General features: G+C 66.7%; 20 protein-coding genes. 9 read left to right on the forward strand and 11 right to left on the reverse strand.

Going from position 1 to position 24,938, the window contains the following annotated elements; genetic code table 11:
• Nucleotides 1–323: 323 nt before the first annotated feature.
• Nucleotides 324–1,568: an efflux RND transporter periplasmic adaptor subunit gene (locus MLJ35_RS08415; protein ID WP_243383956.1), complete on the forward strand. Its 1,245-nt coding sequence runs from the start codon at nt 324–326 to the stop codon at nt 1,566–1,568.
• A 12-nt stretch (nt 1,569–1,580) separates the two neighbouring features.
• The gene (locus MLJ35_RS08420; protein ID WP_243383957.1) at nt 1,581–2,270 is read left to right on the forward strand and encodes an ABC transporter ATP-binding protein; all 690 of its coding nucleotides are present in this window, start codon (nt 1,581–1,583) and stop codon (nt 2,268–2,270) included.
• Between the two features lie 1,060 nt (nt 2,271–3,330).
• Here the strand turns inward: MLJ35_RS08420 and MLJ35_RS08425 are convergent.
• From MLJ35_RS08425 to MLJ35_RS08440, 4 genes are all read right to left on the reverse strand, one after another.
• Nucleotides 3,331–4,209 (reverse strand): hypothetical protein, encoded by an 879-nt coding sequence (locus MLJ35_RS08425; protein WP_243383958.1) that lies wholly within the window; start codon nt 4,207–4,209, stop codon nt 3,331–3,333.
• 28 nt (nt 4,210–4,237) lie between these two features.
• The gene (locus MLJ35_RS08430; RefSeq protein WP_243383959.1) at nt 4,238–4,957 is read right to left on the reverse strand and encodes a DUF6345 domain-containing protein; all 720 of its coding nucleotides are present in this window, start codon (nt 4,955–4,957) and stop codon (nt 4,238–4,240) included.
• A gap of 785 nt (nt 4,958–5,742) precedes the next feature.
• Nucleotides 5,743–6,735: a bifunctional nicotinamide-nucleotide adenylyltransferase/Nudix hydroxylase gene (locus MLJ35_RS15905; protein WP_275976453.1), complete on the reverse strand. Its 993-nt coding sequence runs from the start codon at nt 6,733–6,735 to the stop codon at nt 5,743–5,745.
• A 62-nt stretch (nt 6,736–6,797) separates the two neighbouring features.
• The gene (locus MLJ35_RS08440) at nt 6,798–8,081 is read right to left on the reverse strand and encodes a 4Fe-4S dicluster domain-containing protein (protein WP_243383960.1); all 1,284 of its coding nucleotides are present in this window, start codon (nt 8,079–8,081) and stop codon (nt 6,798–6,800) included.
• 140 nt (nt 8,082–8,221) lie between these two features.
• Here MLJ35_RS08440 and MLJ35_RS08445 point away from each other — a divergent pair, with 140 nt between their 5' ends.
• The 3 genes from MLJ35_RS08445 (at nt 8,222) to MLJ35_RS08455 (ending at nt 14,945) form a co-directional block, all read left to right on the forward strand.
• Nucleotides 8,222–10,240 carry a molybdopterin oxidoreductase family protein gene (locus MLJ35_RS08445; RefSeq protein ID WP_243383961.1) on the forward strand — a complete coding sequence of 673 codons (2,019 nt, stop codon included), beginning with the start codon at nt 8,222–8,224 and terminating at the stop codon, nt 10,238–10,240.
• 242 nt (nt 10,241–10,482) lie between these two features.
• On the forward strand, nt 10,483–11,832 hold the full coding sequence (gene gdhA, locus MLJ35_RS08450) for an NADP-specific glutamate dehydrogenase (protein WP_243383962.1): 1,350 nt from the start codon (nt 10,483–10,485) through the stop codon (nt 11,830–11,832).
• A gap of 98 nt (nt 11,833–11,930) precedes the next feature.
• On the forward strand, nt 11,931–14,945 hold the full coding sequence (locus MLJ35_RS08455; protein ID WP_243383963.1) for a PEP/pyruvate-binding domain-containing protein: 3,015 nt from the start codon (nt 11,931–11,933) through the stop codon (nt 14,943–14,945).
• Nucleotides 14,946–14,966: 21 nt separating this feature from the next.
• Here MLJ35_RS08455 and MLJ35_RS08460 read toward each other — a convergent pair whose 3' ends face one another.
• Nucleotides 14,967–15,500, reverse strand: a complete 534-nt coding sequence (locus MLJ35_RS08460; RefSeq protein WP_243383964.1) for a DUF1579 domain-containing protein — start codon at nt 15,498–15,500, stop codon at nt 14,967–14,969.
• An 81-nt stretch (nt 15,501–15,581) separates the two neighbouring features.
• Between MLJ35_RS08460 and gmk the strand changes: the two genes are divergently transcribed.
• The 4 genes from gmk to MLJ35_RS08480 all read left to right on the forward strand — a co-directional run bounded on the left by gmk (nt 15,582) and on the right by MLJ35_RS08480 (nt 21,151).
• Nucleotides 15,582–16,196 carry a guanylate kinase gene (gene gmk, locus MLJ35_RS08465; RefSeq protein WP_243383965.1) on the forward strand — a complete coding sequence of 205 codons (615 nt, stop codon included), beginning with the start codon at nt 15,582–15,584 and terminating at the stop codon, nt 16,194–16,196.
• A 65-nt stretch (nt 16,197–16,261) separates the two neighbouring features.
• Entirely contained in the window at nt 16,262–17,842 is a 1,581-nt protein-coding gene (locus MLJ35_RS08470; RefSeq protein ID WP_243383966.1) for a S41 family peptidase, read from the forward strand.
• Between the two features lie 12 nt (nt 17,843–17,854).
• Nucleotides 17,855–19,012, forward strand: a complete 1,158-nt coding sequence (locus MLJ35_RS08475) for an acyl-CoA dehydrogenase family protein (RefSeq protein WP_243383967.1) — start codon at nt 17,855–17,857, stop codon at nt 19,010–19,012.
• Between the two features lie 111 nt (nt 19,013–19,123).
• The gene (locus MLJ35_RS08480; RefSeq protein WP_243383968.1) at nt 19,124–21,151 is read left to right on the forward strand and encodes a dipeptidyl-peptidase 5; all 2,028 of its coding nucleotides are present in this window, start codon (nt 19,124–19,126) and stop codon (nt 21,149–21,151) included.
• Between the two features lie 79 nt (nt 21,152–21,230).
• Here the strand turns inward: MLJ35_RS08480 and folK are convergent, their stop codons facing one another.
• The 6 genes from folK to MLJ35_RS08510 form a co-directional block, all read right to left on the reverse strand.
• Nucleotides 21,231–21,710, reverse strand: a complete 480-nt coding sequence (gene folK, locus MLJ35_RS08485; protein WP_243383969.1) for a 2-amino-4-hydroxy-6-hydroxymethyldihydropteridine diphosphokinase — start codon at nt 21,708–21,710, stop codon at nt 21,231–21,233.
• Nucleotides 21,711–21,803: 93 nt separating this feature from the next.
• Nucleotides 21,804–22,163, reverse strand: coding sequence for a preQ(1) synthase (gene queF / locus MLJ35_RS08490; RefSeq protein WP_420843032.1), 360 nt, complete (start codon nt 22,161–22,163; stop codon nt 21,804–21,806).
• Nucleotides 22,164–22,275: 112 nt separating this feature from the next.
• Complete coding sequence (locus MLJ35_RS08495; protein WP_243383971.1) at nt 22,276–22,680, reverse strand: GxxExxY protein; 405 nt, start codon at nt 22,678–22,680, stop codon at nt 22,276–22,278.
• A 25-nt stretch (nt 22,681–22,705) separates the two neighbouring features.
• Complete coding sequence (gene queC / locus MLJ35_RS08500; RefSeq protein WP_243383972.1) at nt 22,706–23,404, reverse strand: 7-cyano-7-deazaguanine synthase QueC; 699 nt, start codon at nt 23,402–23,404, stop codon at nt 22,706–22,708.
• Complete coding sequence (locus MLJ35_RS08505) at nt 23,397–24,116, reverse strand: lysophospholipid acyltransferase family protein (protein WP_243383973.1); 720 nt, start codon at nt 24,114–24,116, stop codon at nt 23,397–23,399. The genes queC and MLJ35_RS08505 overlap by 8 nt, the downstream gene beginning before the upstream one ends.
• Nucleotides 24,113–24,937, reverse strand: a complete 825-nt coding sequence (locus MLJ35_RS08510) for an Hsp33 family molecular chaperone HslO (protein WP_243383974.1) — start codon at nt 24,935–24,937, stop codon at nt 24,113–24,115. Before MLJ35_RS08510 ends, MLJ35_RS08505 begins: the two co-directional genes overlap by 4 nt.
• Nucleotide 24,938: the final 1 nt, after the last annotated feature.

Raw genomic sequence — 24,938 nt, forward strand, 5'->3', positions numbered from 1 at the left:
TGATCCAGCACCTCGGACTCCAGCCCCCGGATGCCCGCCTTTTGTAGCGCGGCCTTCAGAAGGTCCTTGTTTGTTTCGCTCATAGCGAACTCCTGTAAAAATTGCCCACCATTGGGCATGCACAGGAGTGTGGAAGGAGACCTCGGTGACGAATGTCACAATTTTGTCAATGTTATGACATGGCTCATGTTGTTCATCTGTGTTTCATGAACACTATTGACGAATGGCATAGGTCGAGACTGGTTGGAAACTGACAACTCCTTCAAGCGGCTTCAATTCTTAGGTAAAACATTCATGATGACAGTTGCGATACAAGGCATTTGATGGACATCCCGCTCCAAGCCCGGCCTAAAAGCCGCCGCATGATCCTTGGCGTCAGCCTGGGCATCGCATTCCTGGCAGGAATTGCCGGACTAGCCCGCCTGAAGCCCGCAGCGCCCACGGTGGAACGCCAGGGCACGCTCATCGACGCTGTGAAGCGTGGCCCCATGGTCTTCCAGGTCCGCGGCACCGGCACCCTCGTGCCCCTGAACGTGCGCTTCCTTGCGAACAGCTTGGACGCCAGGGTGGAGCGAATCCTCGTGCTCCCCGGCAGCGTAGTGAAGGCCGACACGCCCATCCTCGAACTGAGCAATCCAGAACTGATGCAGTCCGCACAGGACGCCGAGTGGCAGTGCAAGGCTGCTGAGGCGGATTACCAAAGCGCCAAGGCGCGGCTCCAGATCCAGCTTCTAGATCTTAAGGCCTCGCTGGCCTCCATAAAGGCGAGCAACGCCAACGCCCAGTTCGGTCTGGAGGCGAACGAGCGCCTGGCGAGGGAAGGCCTCGTTTCCAGCCAGGACCTGCTAAAGTCCCGTGGTCAGGCGGAAGAGCTGAATACACGTTATGGCTTGGAGCGCCAGCGCCTCCAAGTCGCCGAGGATAGCCTCAGGGCCCAGCTCGCCTCCCAGCAGGCGAAGGTCGAGCAAGCCCGGGCGCTGTGGAGGCTGAAGCGCACCCAGATGGACGCACTGAAGGTGCGCGCCGGCATGGACGGCGTGCTCCAGCAACTGCCCGTGCAAGTGGGCCAGCGGCTCATGCCCGGCACCACGCTCGCGAAGGTCGCGGAGCCGACCCAGCTTAAGGCAGAACTGAAGATCAACGAGACACAGGCCAAGGATCTCGTCATCGGACAGCCGGTATCCATCGATACCCGCAACGGTCTTGTTCAGGGGCACGTACTGCGAATCGACCCGGCGGTTCAGAACGGCACCGTCACTGTGGATGCAAGCCTCGAAGGCCCGCTCCCCAAGGGTGCGCGGCCGGACCTCAGCGTGGAAGGCATCATCGAGCTTGACCGTGCCGCAGACGCAATCTATGTGGGTCGCCCAGTCCAGGCCCAGCCTCAGGCTGCAGGCACGATCTTTAAGCTGAGCCCCGATGGCGGCGAGGCCCAGCGCATCCAGGTACGCTTTGGCCGCGCTTCCGTCTCCACCATCGAAGTCATTGATGGCCTCCAGCCCGGCGACCAGGTGATCCTTTCGGACACTTCCACCTGGGATAGCGCCGACCGCATCCGCCTGAAGTGACTGGAGTGCTGCATGACCGCCACGTCCCCCGATAAGCCGCTGCTGAAGCTGGAGGGCCTAAGGAAGGTCTTCCTTACAGATCAGGTGGAGACCCATGCCTTAAGCGACATCCACATGGAAATCCGCGAAGGGGAATTCGTCTCCATCGCTGGCCCATCCGGTTGTGGCAAGTCGACGCTGCTCTCCATCATTGGCCTGCTGGACACGCCCACGGCCGGCGCATACACCCTCAGCGGCCATCCGGTGGAGAGGCTCAAGGCCTTGGAGCGCGCGCGCATCCGCAACCGTGAGATCGGCTTCATCTTCCAGAGCTTCAACCTCATCGGCGACCTCACGGTCTTCGAGAACATCGAGCTACCGCTGGTCTACCGCGGCCTTCCCGCGAGTGAGCGACGCCAGTGCGTGCTTGACGCGCTCGAAGAGGTGGACATGGCGCATCGCCTGAACCACCTGCCTGGCCAGCTCTCCGGCGGCCAGCAACAGCGCGTCGCTGTAGCACGTGCCGTGGCGGGTCGGCCCAGCCTCCTTTTAGCGGACGAGCCCACGGGCAACCTCGACTCCATCAATGGTGAGGCGGTCATGAAGCTGCTCCAGCAACTTCACCATCGCGGCGCCACCATCTGCATGGTCACCCACGATGCCCGCTTTGCTGGAGCCGCGGACCGGACCATCCACCTATTTGATGGGCGAATCCGTGAATAGACCATGATCACGACCTGATTCACCTTCGGGGCGTAAGTGGTCAGACACGCCGCCGATTTCCGGTGATTCTCTCAGGTTCCCTGCTCACTTGGTCTCCCTAACATCAATGAATCCGATGCATTCGAGATACTCGCGATAGGGCCAAGCTACGGCCACAGGGCCAGGGTGGCCGAGGCGAGGCAATTCCGGGGAAGCGAATCCATCCGGGAGAAGGCCCTTGGGACGGGCACCACTCCTGTGGCGATGGCGGACGTGGTTCCCAAAGAGCTGTTCGCCGGAATCGATGAGGAGTAGGTTTGGGCTGCGCACATCGTCGCGGACACCCAGCGATAGCGACTATGTCAACGAACGGCCCCTTGGGGGGAGTGTCTAATGGACGTCAAGTTCGAGGGAATGTCCTTCTGCTTCACCGGCGGAATGTTGGAGCTGAGGTCCTTGGCAAACCCTGACTCACCTTGAAAGAGCCGGGAGAGCATTTCAGTTCCTTCCTCGAGGTCCATCTGGATGCCGAGTGGGCGCTTTCGACACCAATCACGGCGATGTAGGTGGCATGAGGCCTAGCAGGGCTGCCAGCGCTATCGGCGACACGCGGTAAGGCGACATGAGACCCTCGAAGAAGCCGTGTGCCTCGATCAAGTGAACAATCAGGCCCGGGCCAGTGAGATGGCTTCCCAAGCGCGAGTCGAGGATATCCCAATCGATTGACGCGAAGCGAAATGCGTCGGGCGTGCATGGCGCGCCATGAGGATCGGGCGCGAACGGGCATATCTGTGGACCTCGGAATGCACGCACACACACGACGTAGCCGCCACTGTGGCTAATTCCCATGCGGTTAGCTAGCGCGGTGGCCAGCAGCACGCGTAACGGCGCGACGAGTTGCTCACGTGATAGTCCGAGCGCAGCTAACGCTTGCGCATCGGCCTTGAGCACATCTTGCAGGCGCTCATCCGGGCCAAGGAAACCCACCTGTGAATAGCAGCCAGGCCGCATGCGGCGTTCTATCTCATCAAGGGTGGGCGCTGTGAATGGCATCGCTGACCTTCTGGCGACGCAGCCTCTGCTAGCGGGTCGGTGATGGCCGGCTGCGCTGCTTGGGCTTGCGTGCGAGTGGTGGCGTCAACGGTGTCTTCGCATCAGCCAGCGCGCGCGCGACATAGATCAACTTGCGTCGCACGTGGCTCTTGGGATCGCCCACTAGGCCCTTGATGATGTACGCCGGCTGCAAGAGCCTCTGCGAACTGTGCCAGCCTTCCTCGAAGTAGCCGAAGTACACTTCTTCCACTGTCACCACGCCGCGCTTGGACCGCAGGTGCTCGGCCATCTCCTGCACCGCCTCTTGCGCGCTGTGGCAAGCCTGGTCGCGACGGCGCGCGGCGCCGATCTGGCGCCACAATCGCTCAATGCAAGTTGGGCGTCCTTTATGGTCGAGGTAGACCACAATCTTGCCGCCGGGCCCATCCACCGGCACCTTGTCCACCATACGTTGGAGCGCGACCGCGACATCGATGACTCGGTCTGAGGCCTCACGGCCTTGCGCGGTGGCCGACCCCACGTGCAGGCGCGCAGCCTTGAGAAAACGTGCTTCGCTACTGCTGGTGGCTAGTCCCATCCGCTTCAGTAGCTCCCGCGCTGTGCGCAGCGCGGCCTCATCGCTGAGGTCTAGGTTGGCCTGCCCGTCATCGATCTGCCAGCGCGCGCGGTCGATGAATCGGAATCCGCCCGATGCGCGATACATCTGCAACTCGAAGGAGGCCGACGATAGAGTGAGCTTGTGCTCGTCGGAACTAAGTCGCATCAACTTTGGTTCGATGAGCATACCCAGGCTCTTCGCCAACGCACGGATCGTGCGCTCGTTGACCACCGGTGCCTTGAGCTGGTAGACGGTCGCTGAACGCTTCGGCGCCGACGGCAGATTGGTAGCGATGCGAATCTCGGCCATTACGATCTCCCTTCAGGCATCACTCGCCTCAGGTGCGGTACTTCCACGCCAACCAATTCGTCTGACGCACGTTGGAATCGCGCCAGTCGAGGTTCTCGTGGTCACGACGGCTGACCGCCTCACCCTGGTCCGCGCCAGCCGCGATGGCGATCGAGTCGTCGCCCGTCCAGAACGAATAGGCACGCGAAACCCAGGCACTGGCAATGGCATCGCCATCGCAGATGTCGTCTGCGAAGTCCTCACCTAGGTCGCTGGTCCACCATGAGTCGGCCGAGGTGCCGATGTAGCCGCAAACGATGTGCACGCCCTGCATCGGGCCGCCCCACACGGCGACAATGTGGTCGGCATTGGTGTTCAGCACCGCGTCGCAACCGAGCGCGGCGAACCACTTCAGGTTCTTGGCCCCAAGCCGCATCTGCGTGGAGTCCACCGAGCACCGGTCATGCTTGGCCGCAAAGTAGAAGCTTGCAACGTTGTCCTCGTTACCACCATGATCGCAGACCATACAGAAGTGGACATCGTCGCTCCAATTGAGCGAGTCACCGCCGAACGAAGGATGGCGGAAGTCTGTCTCCCACGCGTTATCGTTGCCCCAGTCGAACACTTTCACGTGCCCGCGGTCACCCATTGTGTTGAAGAAGCCTTCGACCTGATCGTCGCAGTAGCTGAGTTCGTTCTGCGAGCAACTATCGTCATGGAAGTTATTAATCCATTCGACGCCGGTCCGTACCGTCACGTGAATGCCCATAAGCCCTCCCTGCTGGGATACCAAACGTGCTGGCGGGCGGTCATTATGCGCGCATGTACAACACGCGTTTCCCCCTTTTTTCGGTTAATATTTATTGAAAGTAAATTATTGAATTCATTTAATTTCACGATTGGACAAGATATGCTTTTGAACCTGCACGATTGGACATTTTATGGTTTTCGTCCCAACAAAAGCACCCTGTTTTCGACCGTGTTCTTCGTCGAAGAGAGAGTGATTCGAGTCCATCTCGGACACTTTATGGTTCATAACCCGGACAGGAATTCCTTCAAGGCACACTCATTTTGTGGTGGAGATATAAAGGCGGGACTCGAAATCGCTGAAATGCTGGCAGGTAGCCGTAGCCGGAGGCAGTCCGGGGGACTGCCGAAGGCGTTAAGCGGCGTGCCAGCATTTCGCGCGGCCGGAGCGTCACCCCGCAGGGGTGATGCGGAGGGAGTCCCACCACCTCCACCAAGCAAAAGCCCCCGCAAAGCGGGGGTTTTTGCTTGGTGGAAACGATAAGGCGAGAGTCGAAATCGCTGAAATGCTGGCAGGCTGACTCGGGCCCATCCTGGGCCCTCGCCCTCCGGGCCGTCGCTTTTAGCGCCGGTCCTATTCGCCGGTTCCGGCGAATGGTGCCGTAGCCGGAGGCAGTCCGGGGGACTGCCGGAGGCGTTAAGCGGCGTGCCAGCATTTCGCGCGGCCGGAGCGTCACCCGCAGGGGTGATGTGGAGGGGGCCCCACCACCGACCGCTGCGGCCAGGGAGCCGCCCACCTCCTGGTCTTCAAGCTCCCAGCCGGCTCAGGTGCAAGATGATGTCCTGGTGGTCGTTGAAGAACCGCTCGCCGTGGGCCTCGACTTCCGCCAGGGGCAGCCAGAAGGCCTGGGCGGCGTCGTCCTGGGGGTGGACGGCCGGCAGGGGCCCGAGGCCCAGGCGGAAGCAGGCAAGGTGGGTGATGATGCGGCCCCGTTGGGAGCGGAACGGATGGTCGAAGACCTCCCGCTCGGCCAGGGCCGCCAGCAGCGCCTCCCGGGGCACTTCGAGGGCCGTCTCCTCGGCCAGCTCCCGGAGGGCGGCCTCGAGGACTCGCTCTCCGGGGTCCACGAAGCCGCCGGGGAGGGCCCAGAGCCCTCGTCCAGGGTGGTGCTTCCGCTCCACCAGGAGCACATGATCCGCCTTGAGCACGAGGGCATCGGCGGTCACGAAGTTCACCTGGTAGGGCGCGGCCTCCCAGGCCTTCCGGTAGCCCTGGAGGTAACGGTGCTCCTCCCGCACCCCGGCCGCCTCCGAGGTCTCCATCCAGATCTCCAGCCAGTCCTGGACGGGAGCCGGCAGGTCCAGGCCGGAGGGGTCGCCGCCTTCGAAGAGGTCCCGCTGGATTTCCGCCGCCTCCGGCCCCTCCAATGGCGGGACCTCCAGGAAGGCCCAGTCAGGAAAGCGGGGGTCCGGGAGCGGCGCCACCAGGGCGAGGCTCAACGCCCCGGGAGCCGCCGCCTGGATCGCACGCCGCAGGCTGGCAATCCAGAGGTCGTCGTCGTAGAGGCGGTCCGGGAGCGGGAGGAAGGTGATCCTCCGGAGCTCATCCGGCGACAGGCAGGCCGAGGTCATGGCCTGGCATTCGCCGGGCGTCCAGGGATGGCGAGGGCTGCGGGGGCGCTGGCACGACCCCAGCACCACCGCCACCCGGTCCGCCCGCGCGAGCCCGAGGCGGATGGCGTCGAGGTGCGCCCGGCGGGGCGGCTGGAACCGGCCGAGGCAGATCGCGAGATCGAGCATGGGGCCCTCCGGGACCCAGTCTGAGGCATCCAGGGGCCGAGAGGACGCGGTCTACGGCCTCCTTACCGCCCCGCCATCAGGCGATCCAGGTAGCGCGACTTGACCTGCTTCGTGGCCAGGGCCCGCTGGAGGGGCGGGAGCTTGAGCACGGCGCCGAGGATGGCGGCCACGGCCCGGTGTCCGTGGCTGGATTGCCCGTCCACCAGGAGCTCCGCCAGCTTCCCGCGCTCGAGGGCCATCACCACGGTGCGGTGGGCGGTGTTGGCGGGGGTCAGCACGCGGGCCTTGCGGGGCCTGAGCCGGATCGCGGCCGGGGCGCAAGTCCGCACGCACACGCCGCAGCCCAGGCAGCGATCCTCGTCCAGCCGCGCCCGCCGTGCGGTGGGGCGGTGCGGATCGTGGGCCGAGACGAGGGCGAGGGCCTCCACGGGGCACGCGGCCACGCACTTCCCGCAGCCGTTGCATCGTTCCCCGTCCAGCTCCGGGAGGAAGTTCGTGGTGTGGACGGGCTTCATGAACGCGAAGCGGCGGGCCGCGACCATGGCCTCGCAGCAGCAGCCGCAGCAGTTACAGATGAAGCTCACCTGCTCGCGCACGTTCTCGCCGAACTGCACCAGCCCCCGCTCGCGGGCCTGATCGAGCAGGTCGAGGCACTCCGCGGCCTCCACGCGCCGCGCCACCTGGTGGCGCGTGAGCGAATCGGCGCAGGTGCCGAAGGTCATGCAGATGTCCATGGGCGCATCGCAGGCCTTCCCCAGATGGGCCATCTTGTGGCGGCAGTAGCAGGCGCCGATGCCGATGGCCCCCGCGGTGCGCACCACCTCGCTGGCCCGCTCGTGGTCGAGCACCACGAGGGCGTCCTCCCGGGGGAGCGCCGTCTCGTCCACGAAGACCCGCCCCAGCTGCGTCTCCCCCTTCGCGAACAGGGCCCGGAGGAAGTCCTCCTCCACATTCAGGTACTGGTGGAAGAGCTCCGCCAGGGCCGCCTGGTCCGCATCGCCCCGCACCCGCATCATGGAAAACTCGAAGAAACCGGCCATGGGCGGCGGCATCACGTAGCGCGTCTCGCCGTCCTGCTCCCAATCCAGCAGCATGGCCCGCCCGGCCAGGGTCTCCAGGATCGCGCGGGCCCGCGCCTCTGGGAGCTTCCAGATGGCCGCGGTCCGGTGGGCCGTGAACGGGCGGATCGGCACCTGGGCGAGCAGACCGGCCTCCTCCTCGCTCACCAGGAGGCGGAGGATCTGGAAGAGGCGCTCGGAGGGCGGCGCGCCCTGGGGGAAGCGGTTCAAGCGGGCCGCGAAGCGCGCGTAGGCGCTGTGTCCGGGGCGGAGGGTGGCGTGGGCCATGGGGGGTTCCCGCCCCCAGGATAGTCCCGGAGCCGGCCGGATCGTCCGTCTCAGGGAATAAAACCGCTGACCCCAGGTCCAGGCGGGGCTGGGATTCTCTCCAAAAATGGTGACAATGGAGCCTTCCGCCGGGGGTGCCCATGCCGTCCAGCCTCCACCGTTCCGTCTGCCCCTATGATTGCCCCGACGCCTGCGGTCTCGTGGTCGAGGTGGAGGATGGCCGTGCCGTGGCCGTGGCGGGCGATCCCGAACATCCGTTCACCCGCGGGGCCCTCTGCCCCAAGATGAACCGCTACCAGGACACGGTGCACCATCCCGAGCGGCTCACCACGCCGCTGCGGCGCACGGGCCGGAAGGGGGAGGGCGCCTTCGCGCCCGTCTCCTGGGAGGAGGCCATCGGGGAGATCACGGACCGCTGGCGGGAGATCATCACCGCGCACGGCGCCGAAGCCATCCTGCCCTACTCGTACGCGGGCACCATGGGCCTCGTCCAGCGCAATGCCGGGCATGCCTTCTTCCATCGGCTGGGAGCCTCCAGGCTGGACCGCACCATCTGTTCGCCGGCCAAGAACGAGGGCTGGGCCCTGGTGATGGGCGGCACGCCCGCGCCCCACCCGGACGCCTGCGCCGCCAGCGACCTCATCCTGCTCTGGGGCATCAATGCCGCGGCCACCAACGTCCACAGCCTCCATGCCGTGCGCGAGGCCAAGCGGAAGGGCGCGCAGGTCTGGCTCATCGACACCTACGCCCATGCCACCGCGCCCCTCTGCGACCGCGTGGTGCTGGTGCGCCCCGGCACGGACGGCGCCCTGGCCCTGGGCATCCTCCACCTCCTGGACCGGATGAACCTCTGCGACGAGGCCTTCCTCGCGGCCCACGTCCGGGGCGCCGCCGAGCTGCGGGAACGCATCCTCCCGGACTATCCGCCGGAGCGGGTGGAGGCGATCACCGGCGTGCCCGCGGCCACGGTCCGCGAGCTGGCGGAGGCCTATGGCCGCGCCCGCGATCCCCACCTGCGCCCGGGGAACGGGATCTCCCGCTACGGCAACGGCGCCATGACCCTGCGCACGCTGGCCTGCCTCCCGGCCTTCGTGGGGGCCTACGCCAAGCCCGGCGGCGGCGCCTTCGCCTCCACCAGCACCGGGGGCGTGTTTCCCATGCGCCTCATCGAGCGCGAGGATCTGCTGCCCCGCCCTGTCCGCACCCTCAACATGAATCAGCTGGGTCGCGCCTTGAACGAGCTGCAGGACCCGCCGGTGGCCTCGCTCTACGTCTACCACTCGAACCCCGCCGTGGTGGCTCCGGACCAGAACGCCGTGCTGAAGGGCCTCGCGCGCGAGGACCTCTTCACCGTGGTGCACGAGCGGTTCATGACGGATACGGCCCTGTTCGCCGACCTCGTCCTGCCCGCCACCACCTCCCTGGAACACAGCGACCTCTACCGCGCCTTCGGGCACTACGCCATTCAGCGCGCGCGCCCCGTGGTGCCGCCCGTGGGGGAGAGCCGCTCGAACCTCGAGGTGTTCCAGGCCCTGGCCCGGGCCATGGGCTTCACGGAGGAGGTGTTCTCCCAATCCGCGGACGACCTCATCAACGCCCTCCTGGCCGAGCCCCATCCCTGGAAGGCCGGCCTGGACGCAGGCCGGCTCGCCGAGGGCTTCGCCGTGGAGCTGGATCCTCACCGGCAGGCGCTCCAGTTCGGCACGCCCAGCGGCAAGGTGGAGGTCCTCAACCCCCGTGACCCGGAGCCCCTGCCCCGCTTCCTGCCGCCCCACAGCGATGCCGACCCGCATCCGCTCCAGCTCGTCACGGCGCCGGCCGTGCAGGGGCTCAACTCGACCTTCCACGAGCGGGAGGACCTGCGGCGACGCATGGGTCGGATGACCCTCCGGGTGAACCCCGCCGAGGCCGCGACCCGGGGCCTGGCGGACGGCGAGGCGGTCACCGCGTTCAACGGCCTCGGCGAAGTGGCCTTCACCCTGGAGGTGACGGACAAGGTGCCCGTGGGCGTGGCGGTGGCCGAAGGGGTATGGTGGCGCCACCACGCTCCGGGCGACCGCACCGTCAACGCCCTGACCTCCCAGCGCCTCACGGACCGCGGCGGCGGCAGCACGTTCTACGACAACCGGGTGGACCTGCGGGCGGGCCAGCCCTTTTGACGAATCGTCAACAAAATGTCCGATGCCCCAGGCAGATAGCCCTCTTTTAGTGCTTCGCATCACCTCTTGATACTCCGCCCTCCCTCGGGGCAGCCCGTGCGGCTAGAGTCATGTCGTCCTGTTTTTGCCCCTGCATCGCGCCGCGGACGCCTCGGGACGGCCCCGCGGGATCCCAGCACGAATGCATTTCCCGGCCGGAGCCCCGGTTCCGCCTCCACACACCCTTCCTTCCCGGAGGAACCATGAGCCAGTACGTCAATGAAGTCCTTGAGGGCCTCAAGAAGAAGGCCCCCTGGGAGAGCCTGTTCATCCAGGCCGCCACCGAGATCCTCCACTCCCTGGCTCCGGTCCTCGAGAAGGAGCCCAAGTACAAGAAGCACGCCATCCTCGAGCGCATCGTGGAGCCCGAGCGCGCCATCGGCTTCCGCGTGCCCTGGGTGGACGACAAGGGCCAGATCCGCGTCAATCCGGGCTGGCGCGTGCAGTTCAGCAGCGCGATCGGACCCTACAAGGGCGGCATCCGCTTCCATCCCAACGTCACCCTCGACACCCTGAAGTTCCTGGGCTTCGAGCAGATCTTCAAGAACAGCCTCACCGGCCTGCCCATGGGCGGCGGCAAGGGCGGCTCCAACTTCGATCCCAACGGCAAGTCCGATGCCGAGGTGATGCGCTTCTGCCAGTCCTTCATGATGGAGCTCTACCGCCACATCGGGGCCGACACGGACGTGCCGGCCGGCGACATCGGCGTGGGCGGCCGCGAAGTGGGCTACATGTTCGGGATGTATAAGAAGCTCGCCAACGAGTTCACCGGCGTGCTCACGGGCAAGGGCCAGTACTGGGGCGGCAGCCTCATCCGTCCCGAAGCCACCGGCTACGGCGTGGTCTACTTCGCCGAAGAGGCCTTGAAGACCAAGGGCGAGTCCATCGGAGGCAAAAAGGTGGCCGTGTCCGGCTTCGGCAACGTGGCCTGGGGCGCCGTCACCAAGGCCACCCAGCTGGGCGCCAAAGTCGTCACCATCTCCGGCCCCGACGGCTACATCTATGACGCCGACGGCATCAGCGGCGAGAAGATCGCCTACATGGAGGAGATGCTCCGCATCGACCGCATGTCCGTGGCCCCCTACGCCCAGAAGTTCAAGACCGCCCAGTTCCACGCCGGCAAGCGCCCCTGGGAGCAGAAGGTCGACGTGGCCCTGCCCTGCGCCATCCAGAATGAGCTGAACCTCGACGAGGCCAAGAACCTGATGGCCAACGGCTGCATGGCCGTCATCGAGGGCGCCAACATGCCCAGCACCCTGGATGCCGTGGAGTTCTTCCAGGCCAACACCGGCAAGATCCTCTTCTCCCCCGGCAAGGCCTCCAACGCCGGTGGCGTGGCCACCTCGGGCCTGGAGATGAGCCAGAACTCCATGCGCCTGGGCTGGACCGCCGAAGAGGTGGACGCCCGCCTGCACCAGATCATGATCAACATCCACAAGTCCTGCGCCGACGCGGCCGCCCGCTTCGGCACCCCCGGCAACTACGTGAACGGCGCCAACATCGCCGGCTTCATCAAGGTGGCCGATTCCATGATCGACCAGGGGCTTGTGTAGTGGTTCTTGCCTTAGACCAAGGCACAGACAGGGGGGCCGTCAGCGGCCCCCCTTTTTGCGCCCAGACCAGTAAACTGCGGTGGAACCGAGGCCCCCGCATGATCAGCCGCGACTTCAACGAGATCTTCCACAAGTACGCCACGGACAAGGAGATCTTCCACGAGCTCATGCCCCTCCGCACCCGGGAGATCCTCCTGGTGGCCCCGGCCTTCGACGCCTTCACGCTGGAGCAGGACGGCCTGCTGACCGAGATCCTCTTCGACGGCTACTACCAGCTCAACATGAGCAACCCGCCCCGGGTGACCAACGTGTCCACCGTGGACGAGGCGCTGGATCGGTGCGCCAGCCGCCACTTCGACATCATCATCGTCATGAGCCGCCTGGGCCAGGGCGGCCACGTGGAGCTGTCACGGGCCCTGCGGAAGGCCGCCCCGCGGATCCCCATCTACCTCCTGCTCAACGACAACGTGGAAGTGGGCGTCATGGACCGCCGGCGCCAGGAGCTGCTGCGCCACTACGACCAGATCTTCGTGTGGAACGGGAACCCCGAGATCTTCATGGCCATGGTGAAGTTCATGGAGGACCGGGCCAACGTCCTCAACGACACCAAGGTGGGCCTCACCCGCGTGATCCTCCTGGTGGAGGACAGCATCCGCTACTACTCGCGGTACCTGCCCATCCTCTACAGCGAGATCCTCAAGCAGACCACGCGCCTGGCCAAGGAGCAGAACATGGACCGCATGACGCGCACGCTGTCCATGCGCGTCCGCCCCAAGGTGATCCTGGCCACCTCGTACGAGGAGGCCATGGCCTTCTGCGACCAGTTCCAGGACTGCCTGCTCTGCGTCATCTCGGACCGCAAGTTCCCCAAGGATGGAACCCTCGACCGGGAGGCCGGCATCAAGCTCATCCGGGCCCTGAAGGAGCGGATTCCGGACCTGCCGACCCTGCTCCAGTCCTCGGATCCGCTGAAGGAATCCTGGGCCACGGCCCTGGGCAGCGGCTTCCTCAACAAGAACTCGTTCACCCTGGGCGCGGAGCTCTCGAGCTTCTTCTACGAGCGCCTGGGCTTCGGCGACTTCATCTTCCGGAACCAGGCCGGCGAGGAGATCGCCCGGGCCACGGACATGGAGGACCTGCGGGAGAAGCTGCGCACCGTGCCCGCCGAGTCCCTGGTCTACCACGCCCTGCGCAACCACTTCTCCTCCTGGATCATGGCCCGCGGCGAGGTCCAGGTCGCCAAGGTCCTGGCCCGCTTCCGCATCTCGGACTACCGCGACCCCGAGGACATGCGGACCTTCCTCATCGACGTGGGCGACTACGTGCAGCGCATGCGGACCCTGGGCAAGGTGATCCCCCTCACCGAATCCACGCCCCGGGACGAGCCCAACATCCTCCGCCTGGGCTCCGGCTCCATGGGCGGCAAGGCGCGGGGCGTGGCCTTCACCCACTCCCTGCTCTCCCGGCTGGACCTGGAGAGCCTGATCCCCGGCGCGAACATCCGGATCCCGCGCTCCGCCATCATCGGCACGGAGGAGTTCACCGGCTTCATCCACCGGAACGGCCTGAGGCAGATGGTCCAGAGCGACGCCGACGACGACGCCATCAAGCGGCGCTTCCTCATGGGCTCTCTGTCGCCCGAGCTGATCGCCAAGCTGCGGCTCTTCCTCACCAAGCACGCCAAGGTGCCCCTGGCCGTCCGTTCCTCGGGCCTGCTGGAGGACAGCCTCTCCCATCCCTTCGCGGGCCTCTACAGCACCTTCTTCCTGCCCAACAACGACGCCGACCCCGCCGTGCGCGAGGTCCAGCTCATGGAGGCCATCAAGCTGGTCTACGCCTCGGTCTATTCGAAGGCCTCCCGCGCCTACTTCCAGGCCATCGACTACAAGATCGAGGAAGAGCAGATGGCCATCCTCATCCAGGAGGTCTCGGGACGCCGCTTCGGCGGCCGCTTCTACCCCCACATCTCCGGCGTGGCCCAGTCCTTCAACTACTACCCGGTGGCCTACACGCTGCCTCAGGACGGCATCGCCAGCATCGCCGTGGGGCTCGGCAAGTACGTGGTGGAGGGTGAGAAGGCCTACTGCTTCGCGCCGCCCTATCCCGAGATGGACATGCTGCCCCCCAAGGAGCAGCTGCGCACCACCCAGAAGCGCTTCTACGCCCTGGACATGAGCCGCACCTCCGTGGACCTCTACGCCGGGGAGGACGCCACCCTGCTCAGCCTCGACATCCAGGAGGCGGAGGCGGACGGGGCCCTGCAGCACTGCGCCTCCGTCTGGGACTGGAACGACGACCGCATCCAGGATGGCCTCGACCGCCCGGGGCCTCGCATCGTGAACTTCCGCAACATCCTCAAGTACGACCAGTTCCCCCTGGCCCCGATCCTCCAGCGGCTGCTGGAGCTGATCCGCGGGGCCATGGAGACGCCCGTGGAGCTCGAGTTCGCCGTGAACCTCGACCCCGATCCGCACAACGGCAAGCCCACCTTCACCCTCCTCCAGATCAAGCACCAGCTCATGGAGACGGGGGACGTGAACCTGTCCCCGGCGGACCTCGACCCGGCGGACCTCTTCCTCTTCTCCGAGAAGTGCGTGGGGAACGGCATCGTGGAGGGCCTGCGGGACGTCGTGTGGGTGGATCCCGAGGGCTTCGACAAGTTCGAGACGCCCGCCCTGGCCGCGGAGATCGAGAAGCTCAACGACCGCTTCCGCACCGAGGGCGGGAAGTACGTCCTGCTGGGCCCCGGGCGCTGGGGCAGCAACGACCGCCACCTGGGCATCCCCATCGTGTGGTCCATGATCTCCTGCGCCCAGGTGATCGTGGAGTACGCCATGGAGAACTTCCAGGCGGACGCCTCGCTGGGCTCGCACTTCTTCCACAACGTGACGTCCCTGAACATCGGCTACTTCACGGTGCCCTACCCCCGGGGCACGAGCCTGCTCGACTGGGGCTGGCTGCGCCGCCAGCCAGAGGTCTGGCGCTCGGGCTGCCTGGTGCACACGCGGCTGGACGAGCCCGTCCACATCGTCATGGACGGTCGGCGCAGCGCCTCGGCCATCTTCAAGCGCGCGCCGAAACCCACGCCCGAGGAGCCGGAGGAGTTCCAGTAGGAACGTCGAGGAGCGTCGCGCCTACTTCGCCCGGGTGTACTCCATCTCCATGAGCTTCACGAAGGCACCGTCCTTGCCCTTCACGAACATCGACGCGAAGCGGTGGTCGTGGTCCGGCTGGGTGTGGACCTCCTTGAAGGTGAGAGGTTTCCCGGCCTCGTCGTAGCCCTCGAAGTAGAGGGTCATCTCCCGGCAGTCCTTGGTGCAGGTGCCCTTGCTGACGGCCATCCAGGTGCCGCCGTTGTCCACCCAGCTGCCCACGTGGGCGTTCTGGTGGGTGTCGTAGCCGAAGAGGCCGTGCCCCTCGAAGGCCTGGCCCATCATCTCGGCGCGCATCTCCGACTTCAGCCACAGCCCGCCCGACACCAGCGTGTTGGTCTCCGTCCCCTTGGACACCACGGGCGGCTTGGACGGGTCCATGTACATCTTCGCCACGGCGATCCAGATGCCGGCCTGCTCCTTCATGGCCAGGTGATGGGCCGTGGGCTTGGGAAGGGGGCTTTCCTGGGCGGACAGGGTCAGGACACAGGCGAGCGAGAGGATCAGGGCGCGCATGGAACCTCCAGAGGCCCATGCTACCCCCGCCGGAACCCGGCGCCAGCCCGGCTTCCGCTAAAGTGGGGGAAGGAGGGGCCCTTGATCCAGCATCCCGGCAATGTGTTCGTGGTCTCCGCGCCGTCGGGCGCGGGCAAGTCCACGCTGACCCAGCGGCTGGTGCAGAGCGTCCCGGACCTGATCTTCTCCATCTCCTTCACCACCCGGAAGCCCCGGCCCGGCGAGGTGGACGGCCGGGACTACTTCTTCATCGACGACGCCCGGTTCGATGCCATGGTGGCGGAAGGCGGCTTCGTGGAGTGGGTGCAGGTCTACGGCCACCGGTACGGCACGGGCCGCGCCTGGCTGGAGGACGTGCTGGGTACCGGGCGCGACGTGCTGCTCGACATCGAGACCACCGGCGCGTTGAACGTGCGCCACGCCATGCCCGAAGCGCGGATGATCTTCATCCTGCCCCCCTCCGCCGCCTCCCTGGAGCAGCGGCTGCGCAGCCGGGGCAAGGACTCGGACGAGCAGATCCGCATCCGCATGGAGCATGCCCGCCACGAGCTGGAGCTGTATCCCGCCTACGACTACCTGATCCTCAATGACGACCTTGAACTCGCCTACCAGCAGTTCGAGGGCATCGTCCATGCCGCCCGGGCCAGCCGGGAGCGCATGGCCCCCACGGCCCGGCGGATCCTCGAGGGGTTCTGATAAAACCGCGCTTCGTCCTCCCTGCGGGCGGGGCGTATCCTGGAGGGACACTCCCCGGGAGCCTCATGGCCCGTTTCATCAAGCGCAATTGGATGTGGATGGTGGTGGCCGCCACGGTCGCCGTGGCGGGGCCCCTGCTGGCCCGGTCCGGCGCCGAGAGCGCCCGCCAGCGGGGCCTGGACACCCTCACCGAGGTCATGGACCTGGTGCAGAAGCAGAGCCCCGAGCCGCCCACCCCCCGCCAGATCACCCACGCCACCATCCAGGGCATGCTCCACACCCTGGACCCCCACTCGAACTACATGGACGAGAGCGAGTTCCGCCTGCTGCGCGAAGAGCAGAAGGGCTCCTTCTTCGGCATCGGCGCCATCATCCAGCAGCACGACCAGGGCATCGCCATCATCAGCCCCATGAAGGGCGGCCCGGCCGAGCGCCTGGGCGTCCGGTCCGGCGACATCATCAAGGAGATCGACGGCACGAGCACCGAGGGCATGACCTCCAACGCCGCCCTCCAGAAGCTGCGCGGCGAGAAGGGCACCCTGGTGGAGATCGCCGTGCAGCGCTCGGGCATCGCCGACCTGCTGCGCTTCTCCATCCCCCGCGCCGAGGTCCCCACCAACAGCGTCTACTACAGCTTCATGCTGAATCCCACAACAGGCTTCATCCTCATCAAGGACTTCGGCGAGACCACCTCGGACGAGTTCGAGAAGGCCGTGTCCTCCCTGAAGAAGCAGGGCATGAAGCAGCTCATCCTCGACCTCCGCGGCAATGGCGGTGGCGTCCTGGATTCGGCCATCGGGATCTGCCGCCAGCTCCTGGGCCCCGACCAGCTCATCGTGAGCCAGAAGGGCCGGGACGGCCGGGACGAGAACCAGACCCGCACCAGCAAGGGCGCGCAGCTCGACCCCTTCCCCCTCGTGGTCCTCATCAACCGCGGCTCGGCCAGTGCCAGCGAGATCGTCACCGGGGCCGTGCAGGACCACGACCGCGGGGTCGTCGTCGGCCAGACCAGCTGGGGCAAGGGGCTCGTCCAGAGCGTGCTGCCCATCAACCGGTCCCGGGGCCTGGCCCTGACCACCGCCCGCTACTACACCCCCTCGGGCCGCAGCATCCAGCGGGACTACACCCACGGCCTGGACGACTACTACAACCCTGAGGACGAGAAGGACCCCAAGCCCCAGGGCCCGGCCTTCAAGACCGACCTGGGCCGCACGGTCTACGGCGGAGGCGGCATCAATCCGGACTATCCCATGCCCCTCGTCCGCCTCGACGAGTTCATGATCAACCTCCGCTTCCGGTACTCCGCCTTCTTCCGGTATGCCGTGCAGGAGAAGGAGCGCTTCGGCATCCGGCCCGGCGAGCGCGCCGACGACGCCGTGATGGCGCGGTTCCGTGCCTGGGCCCAGGAACAGAAGCTCACCATCAGCGACAAGGACTGGGAGACCCACCTGGAGGCCATCCGGGAGCAGCTCTCCATCGAGATGCAGAACGTCGCCTTCGGCGTGGAAGCCGGCTTCAAGCTCCAGTGCGAGAAGGATCCGGTGATCCTCAAGGGCCTGGAGGTGATGCCGGAGGCCGAGGCCCTGCTCCGCAAGAAGCAGCTCCTGAGCCGCGCCCCCGCTCCCAGCACAGCCACCCTCCGCTGAATCGAGGCTCCCATGGATGTCACGCTCCCCGAGCACGTTGAGGCCCTGCGCCAGGAAGTGCGCCGGTTCGCCGAAAAGGAGATCCGCCCGCACGTCATGGCCTGGGACGAGGCCAAGACCTTCCCCATGGGCGTGGTGAAGCAGCTGGGCGAGATGGGCATGATGGGCGTCATCTTCCCCGAGGAGTACGGCGGCGCCGGCATGGGCTACCAGGAGTACGCGGTGGTGGTGGAGGAGCTCTCCCGGGTGGACGGCTCCGTGGGCATCACCGTGGCCGCCCACAACAGCCTCTGCAGCAACCACATCTACGCCATGGGCGACGAGCGCCAGAAGCAGGCCTACCTGAAGCCCCTGGCCAGCGGCAAGGCCATCGGCGCCTGGGGGCTCACGGAGCCGGGATCGGGCAGCGACGCGGGCTCCCTGCGCACCTCCGCCAGGAAGGAGGGCTCGCACTACGTCCTGAACGGCACCAAGACCTTCATCACTCACGGCACCGTGGGCGACATCTTCGTGGTCATGGCCCGCACCCGGCCCTCGCTTCCGGGCCGCAGCAGCGCCGACGGCATCAGCGCCTTCGTGCTCGAGAAGGGCATGAACGGCTTCCGGGCCGGCAAGCAGGAGAACAAGCTGGGCCTCCGGGCCAGCGACACCTCCGAGCTGATCCTGGAGGATGTGAAGGTGCCCGAGGCCAACCTCCTGGGCGAGGAAGGCGTGGGCTTCAAGCAGGCCATGAAGACCCTCGACGGCGGCCGCATCAGCATCGGCGCCCTGGGCCTCGGCATGGCCCAGGGCGCGTTCGAGGAGGCCCTGCGCTACAGCAAGATCCGCCACACCTTCGGCCACCCCCTGGCGGACCACCAGGGCATCCAGTTCAAGCTGGCCGACATGGGCACGGAGATCGAGGCCGCCCGCCTGCTCATCTACCGCGCCGCGGGCCTGAAGGACGCGGGCCTGCCCTACGCCAAGGCCGCCAGCATGGCCAAGCTCTACAGCTCGGAAGTGGCCTGCCGCGTGGCGGACCAGGCCGTGCAGATCCTCGGCGGCTACGGCTACATCAAGGACTACCCGGTGGAGAAGTACTACCGGGACGTGAAGCTCTGCACCATCGGCGAAGGCACCAGCGAGATCCAGCGCACCGTCATCGCCCGTCACCTCCTCTCTGAGTACTGACATGAACAAGGGGAGACCGCCCGGTCGCTTCGCGCCCTCTGCGTCCCCCTCGTGCACCCCCACGCGGTGTCCTGGCGAAGCCCGGCCACCACGTCTAATCCCGGAGTCCCCATGAAGGCTCAGATCCTCCTCCTCGCCGCAGGCCTGCCCCTCCTGGCCGCCCGCCCCCTCCAGGTGGACGACCTGTTCAAGGTCAAGCGTGTCACCGATCCCCAGCTCTCCGTCACGGGAGCCCTGGCCTACCAGGTGGGGACCCCGGACGTCGCCGCCAACAAGACCACCACCCACGTCTGGTACAAGCCCGCCGGCGGCGAGGCGAAGGCCCTGGACCTGGGCGCCGGCAGCCAGACCCGTCCCCGCTTCAGCCCGGACGGCAAGAAGCTGGCCTACCAGTCCGGCGGCCAGATCTGGATCGTGGACCTCGGCACCCACGAGAAGCGCCAGCTCACGAAGCTGAGCGGCGGCGCCGAAGGCCAGGTGTGGAGCCCCGACGGCAAGTGGATCGCCTTCCTCTCCACCACCGTGCCCTCGGGGAACGAGGCCGAGAACGCGGCCTACCTGAAGCGCCAGGAGGAGAGCAAAGTCAAGGCCCGCGTCATCACCCACCTCATGTACCGCCACTGGAACGAGTGGAAGGACGACCAGCAGGTGAGCCACCTCTTCGTGGTGCCCGCGGACGGCAGTGTCGCGCCGCGGGATCTCACGGCGGGCCTCGCCACGGACGTGCCCAACTTCGCCGATGTGGCGGCCGGGGACGGCTTTGACTGGGCCCCCGACAGCAAGGCCCTGGCCTTCGAGACCCACCCCGAGCAGCGGAAGGCCGTCAGCACCAACGGCGAGATCTACGAGGTGGCCCTCTCCGGCGGTCCGGCCAGGAAGCTCTCCGACAACCCGGCCATGGACACCACGCCCCGCTATTCGCCGGACGGCAAAGCCCTCGCCTGGCGCGCCCAGCGCCGGCCCGGCTTCGAGTCCGACAAGTTCGAGCTGTGGGTGTTCGACCGCGCCGCCGGCCAGGTCGTGCGCACCACCCAGGCCTTCGACCAGAGCTTCGGCGACTTCCAGTGGCAGGGCCAGGACCTGGTGGCTGTCAGCGACCAGCAGGGCCATGCGGACCTCTTCCGTTGGGACGCCAAGGGCCTCCACCGCCTCAGCAAGGGCCTGCACGTCGAGGGCTTCGCGCTGCCCCCGAGCGGCTCCGCCGTGGCGAAGGACCACGCCGTGCTGGTCTCCACCAGCCTCGCCACGCCCCAGGACCTCTACGCCCTGGACCTGAAGACGGGGACCGTCGCCCGCGCCTCCCACCACAACGAGGCCCTGGCCAGGGAGCTGAGCCTCAACCCCGGCGAGGACCTCTGGGTGGACACCCTGCCCGTGGACGGGAAGCCCACCAAGGCCCACGCCTTCGTCGTGAAGCCCGTGGGCTTTGATCCGAAGAAGTCCTATCCCGTGGCCTTCGTCATCCACGGCGGGCCCCAGGGCGCCTGGGCCGACAGCTGGCACCCCCGCTGGAACGCGCAGGCCTGGGCCGGCCGCGGCTTCATCACCGTGCTGCCCAACCCCCGCGGGTCGACGGGCTTCGGCCAGGCCTACTGCGACGCCATCAGCGGCGACTGGAACGGCGCGGTGATGAAGGACCTCATGACCACCCTGGACGCCGTCCTCAAGCAGTTCCCCAACGCCGACCCCAAGCGCGTGGTGGCCTGCGGCGGCAGCTACGGCGGCTACGCCACCAACTGGCTGGCCGGCCATGAGGCCGACCGCTTCGCCGCCTTCGTGACCCATGCGGGCATCTTCAACACCGAGAGCATGCAGGTGGGCAGCGAGGAGCTGTGGTTCCCCCGCTGGGAGTTCAAGGGCTGGCCCTGGGAGAGCGCCGAAACCAAGGCCCGCTGGCAGTCTCAGAGCCCCAGCAGCGCCGCCGCCCAGTTCAAGAAGCCCATGCTCGTCGTCCACGGCGAGCTGGACTATCGCGTGCCCGTGGGCGAGGCCTTCCAGCTCTTCAACACCCTCCAGCTCCGCGGCGTCCCCAGCGAACTGCTCTACTTCCCCGACGAGTTCCACTTCGTCCTCAAGCCCCAGAACAGCAAGCTCTGGTACGAGACCGTCCTCGGCTGGTGCGAGCGCTGGACGAAGTAGAAAGGACTGTTCAACCGCAGAGACCGCAAAGGGCGCAGAGAAGGCATTCTTCCCTCTGCGGTCTCTGCGGTCTCTGCGGTTAAGGGGTTTTTTCTTTCGGAATGACTCCACCGCACGCGCCGGGATCGGACAGGGCGCGCCAGGGTTCGAGCACGAAGGGGCGGCTGAAGGCCCGGGGGTGGGGCAGCTCCAGGCTCAGCTCGGTCCCCAGGGCCCGGAGGTCCTCGGGCGCCTCCCAGGTCCAGCTGCCGGGCGGACCATCCGTGGTGATGAGGTCCAGGTCCAGGGTGCGGGGCGCGTTCCTCCCGGCGCTGCGGTCGCGCCCGTTCGCCAGCTCCAGGCGCAGCAGGGCCTCCAGCAGACGACGGGGATCGGCCTCCTCCGTCACCAGGAGGACCACGGTGTTGAGGTAGGCGGGCCCGCGGCCCGATTCGTCCGGCGTCTCCATCACCAGGGGTGAGGGCATCACCGCCCCCAGCGTCCGCAGCGCCGCCAGCCCTGCGTCCAGGTGAGCCCGGCGGTCGCCGAGGTTCGAGCCGAGGGCGATGACGGCCTTCATGAAAAAAGGCCAAAAGAAGCCACAGATGAACGCGGATAAACACGGATGGAGACGCGGTTCGTTTTATCTGTGTTCATCTGAGTTCATCCGTGGCTACTGCTTTTTCCCGTGTTCCGCCACCACCAGCGTGCGGATGCCGCCGCGAATGAGGAAGTCGCCCTCCACACGCATCCACTGTGGTTTCGTGGCCTTCACCAGGTCGTCGAGGATCTGGTTGGTGACGGCCTCGTGGAAGGCGCCCTGATCGCGGAAGCTCCAGAGGTAGAGCTTGAGGGACTTCGACTCCACGCAGAGCTGGTCGGGCTGGTACTGGATGCGGAGCTTGGCGAAGTCCGGCTGGCCCGTGAGCGGGCAGAGGCAGGTGAACTCCTCTGTCTCGAAGGTGATCGTGAACGGCCGCCCCGGCCGCGGGCTGGCGAAGGTGTCCAGCTCCCCCGTGGGGCGCGTCACCACGTACTTCGGCAGGTCCGTCGGGAGCGTGGGCTTGGAGGTCTTCTTGGTGGCCATGGCAAATTCCTAAAAAAGATGTTTAACCGCAGAGGACACAGAGATCGCAGAGGAGGTTTCACAGGGGTTCCGGGAGGTTGTGGACCACGCGTGTGATCCCATCGACCAGTCGGACCTGATTGAAGTTCACACCAAGCCCCAAGGAGAGGCCCATCAGCTTCAGGTAGGTGAGCACCTGAGCTCTCACAAGTCCCACAGGATTCTTTGCAGCCTTGAGCTCGATGACCAACTGACCTTCCACGAGCAAATCGATCCGGTAACCGGCATCGAGCCTTTCTCCCTTGTAGGTCACAGGCACCGGAACCTGCCGTTGGTAGGCTATCCCCGCCAGTGTCAGTTCCCTCGCCAGGCAGATCTCATAGGCGGATTCGAGCAGCCCAGGTCCCAGTTCCCGATGCACCTCGATGCAGGCTGCAATGACCCGTTGAGATAGCTTGTTGAGCCCTTCAGGATCCGATTCCACTCTGCGCCCTCTGCGATCTCTGCGGTTAAATTTTCAGGTTTCCAGGAATGTACGCGTACGGAATGGGGTCGGCCACGCCGGCCTCCTTGAACCCGCGCAGACGCAGGTGACAGGAGTCGCAGTGGCCGCAGGCCTCGGCCTCGCTCTGGTAGCAGGACCAGCTGAGGTGGAGCGGGGCCTGCAGCTCGAGACCCTTCCGAACGATCTCTGACTTGCGCAGGTGCAGCAGGGGCGCGTGGAAGGCCAGGCGCGTCTCAGGCTTCGTGCCCAGGTTGGCGGTCTGCTCGAAGCTCCTCAGGAAGGCTTCGCGACAGTCGGGGTAGCCGCTGCTGTCCTCCTCCACGAAGCCCACGAAGATGGCCGTGGCGCCCAGCACCTCCGCCCAGCTCACGCAGGTGGCCAGCAGGTGCGCGTTGCGGAAGGGCACGTAGCTCACGGGCACGCCCTGGCGCTCGGGATCGCCCTCAGGCAGGGCGATGGAGGGATCGGTCAGGGCCGAGCCGCCGATGGCCTTCAGGGAATCGAAGCCGATGATGAGCCGGCGGGCGGGAGGCACGCCGTAGAAGTCCGCGATGTCGCGGAAGGCCTGCTTCTCGCGCTCCTGGGTGCGCTGGCCGTAGTCCGCATGGAGCAGCGCCAGCTCAAATCCTTCGGCCCTGGCGAGGGCGGCGGTGACGCAGCTGTCCATGCCGCCGGAGAGGGAGACGACAGCAAGCTTAGTCACGGTGGAATGCCTCCGCCCACGCTTCCAAGTCATCCATCTCGCGCTGGAGCCGCCCGGCTTCGACGCCGTCATCCGCCTTCGGTGGCACCTGGTAGGGCGTTCCGTACTTGATCACGCAGGTCGCGAACGGGAAGGGGATCACCATGCGGTCCCAGGTCCCCAGCTGGAAGCTGTGATCGTAGGCGAGGCTCACGGGGATGATCCAGGCGCCGGTCTTGCGGGCCAGGGCGACGGTGCCGGGCTTGAGCTGCATGAGCGGGCCCCGGGGACCGTCGGGGGTGATGCCGAAGTCCCAGCCCTGCTTCACGGCCTGGATCATGCGCACCAGGGCCTTGGCGCCGTCTTCGCTGGCGGTGCCCCGCACGGCGTGGATGCCGAACCAGCGCCAGGTGGCCGCGCTGCGCTCGCCGTCCTTGCTGTCGCTGGATAGGATGGCCACGCCCCGCGCCTCGCCCTGGGCATTCCGCCGGTGGAAGGGGTACGAGAGGGGCATCATGAAGAGGCGGCGGTGCCAGAAGGCCAGGATGATGCGCTGGTCCCGGGCCACGAGATCCTCGACGGGACCGAAGTCCTCGCGGCGCACCCGCAGGGTGTAGGACCAGAGCTTGGTGAGGCCGGCCACCAGGAAGGGCACCACGCGGAAATTCAGCCACACGGACAGGGGTGAGCCCAGGGGGCGGCCCCGCTCGGCGATGGCCACGCGGGTCTTCATGGCAGCAGGTCCTCGCGGGTGATGGGGTACATCGTCCCGCAGTAGTCGCAGCGGACTTCCAGGGCCCCCGGCTCCTTGAAAAGGTCCTCTTTCTGGTCTTCGGGGAAGCGGCGCAGGGTCTCCAGCAGGGCCTCGCGGGTGCAGCGGCAGCGGTAGAAGAGGTCGGTGGCGGCCAACTCGTCGGCGCCTTCGCCCTGGGATACCCAGGCGGCCAGGAAGTCCTGCGTGCGCTCCCAGAGGGGCACCACCTCCAGGCCTTCGATGGCCTGGACGAGGCGCCCGAGGCGCTCCGGCGGGCAGTCCGGCAGGGGCTCCACCAGCAGGCCCCCGGCCTCGCCCGTGCCCGCGTCGCACCAAAGGGTGAGGCTGGCCTGGATCTGCTCCGACTGCTGGAGGTAGTGCTCCACCTGCACCTGGATGCCGCCCTCCACCACGGGGAGGTGGCCCACATAGGGCTGGCCCGTGGCGTTGGATCGCATCACCTGGAAGACGCCGGGGCCCTGGATCCATGCCGACACGTCCTCGGGCCCGGGGTCGAGCACGCCCCGGATGGTGCCGTCGGGCCAGCTGTCCGAGACCACGGCCTTGGCCCGGCCGGATCCCTTCACGAGCAGCTGCAGGCGCTCGGCGAAGAACGTGCGGCTCTGCAGCAGGGCGGTGGACGTGAGCAGCTCCGTGAGGCAGCCGCAGGCCGCGGGCTCCAGATGCGGATGCCCCCGCCGGACGCCGTCCCACAGGGGGCTGGCGTCCACCAAGGACAGGCGGATGTGGCGGTCCCGGGTGAGGGACTTGACCACGCGGGCCTTGGGAACCTCTGCCATC

The sequence above is a fragment of the Geothrix alkalitolerans genome, from assembly GCF_022808885.1.
Taxonomy (GTDB): domain Bacteria; phylum Acidobacteriota; class Holophagae; order Holophagales; family Holophagaceae; genus Geothrix; species Geothrix alkalitolerans.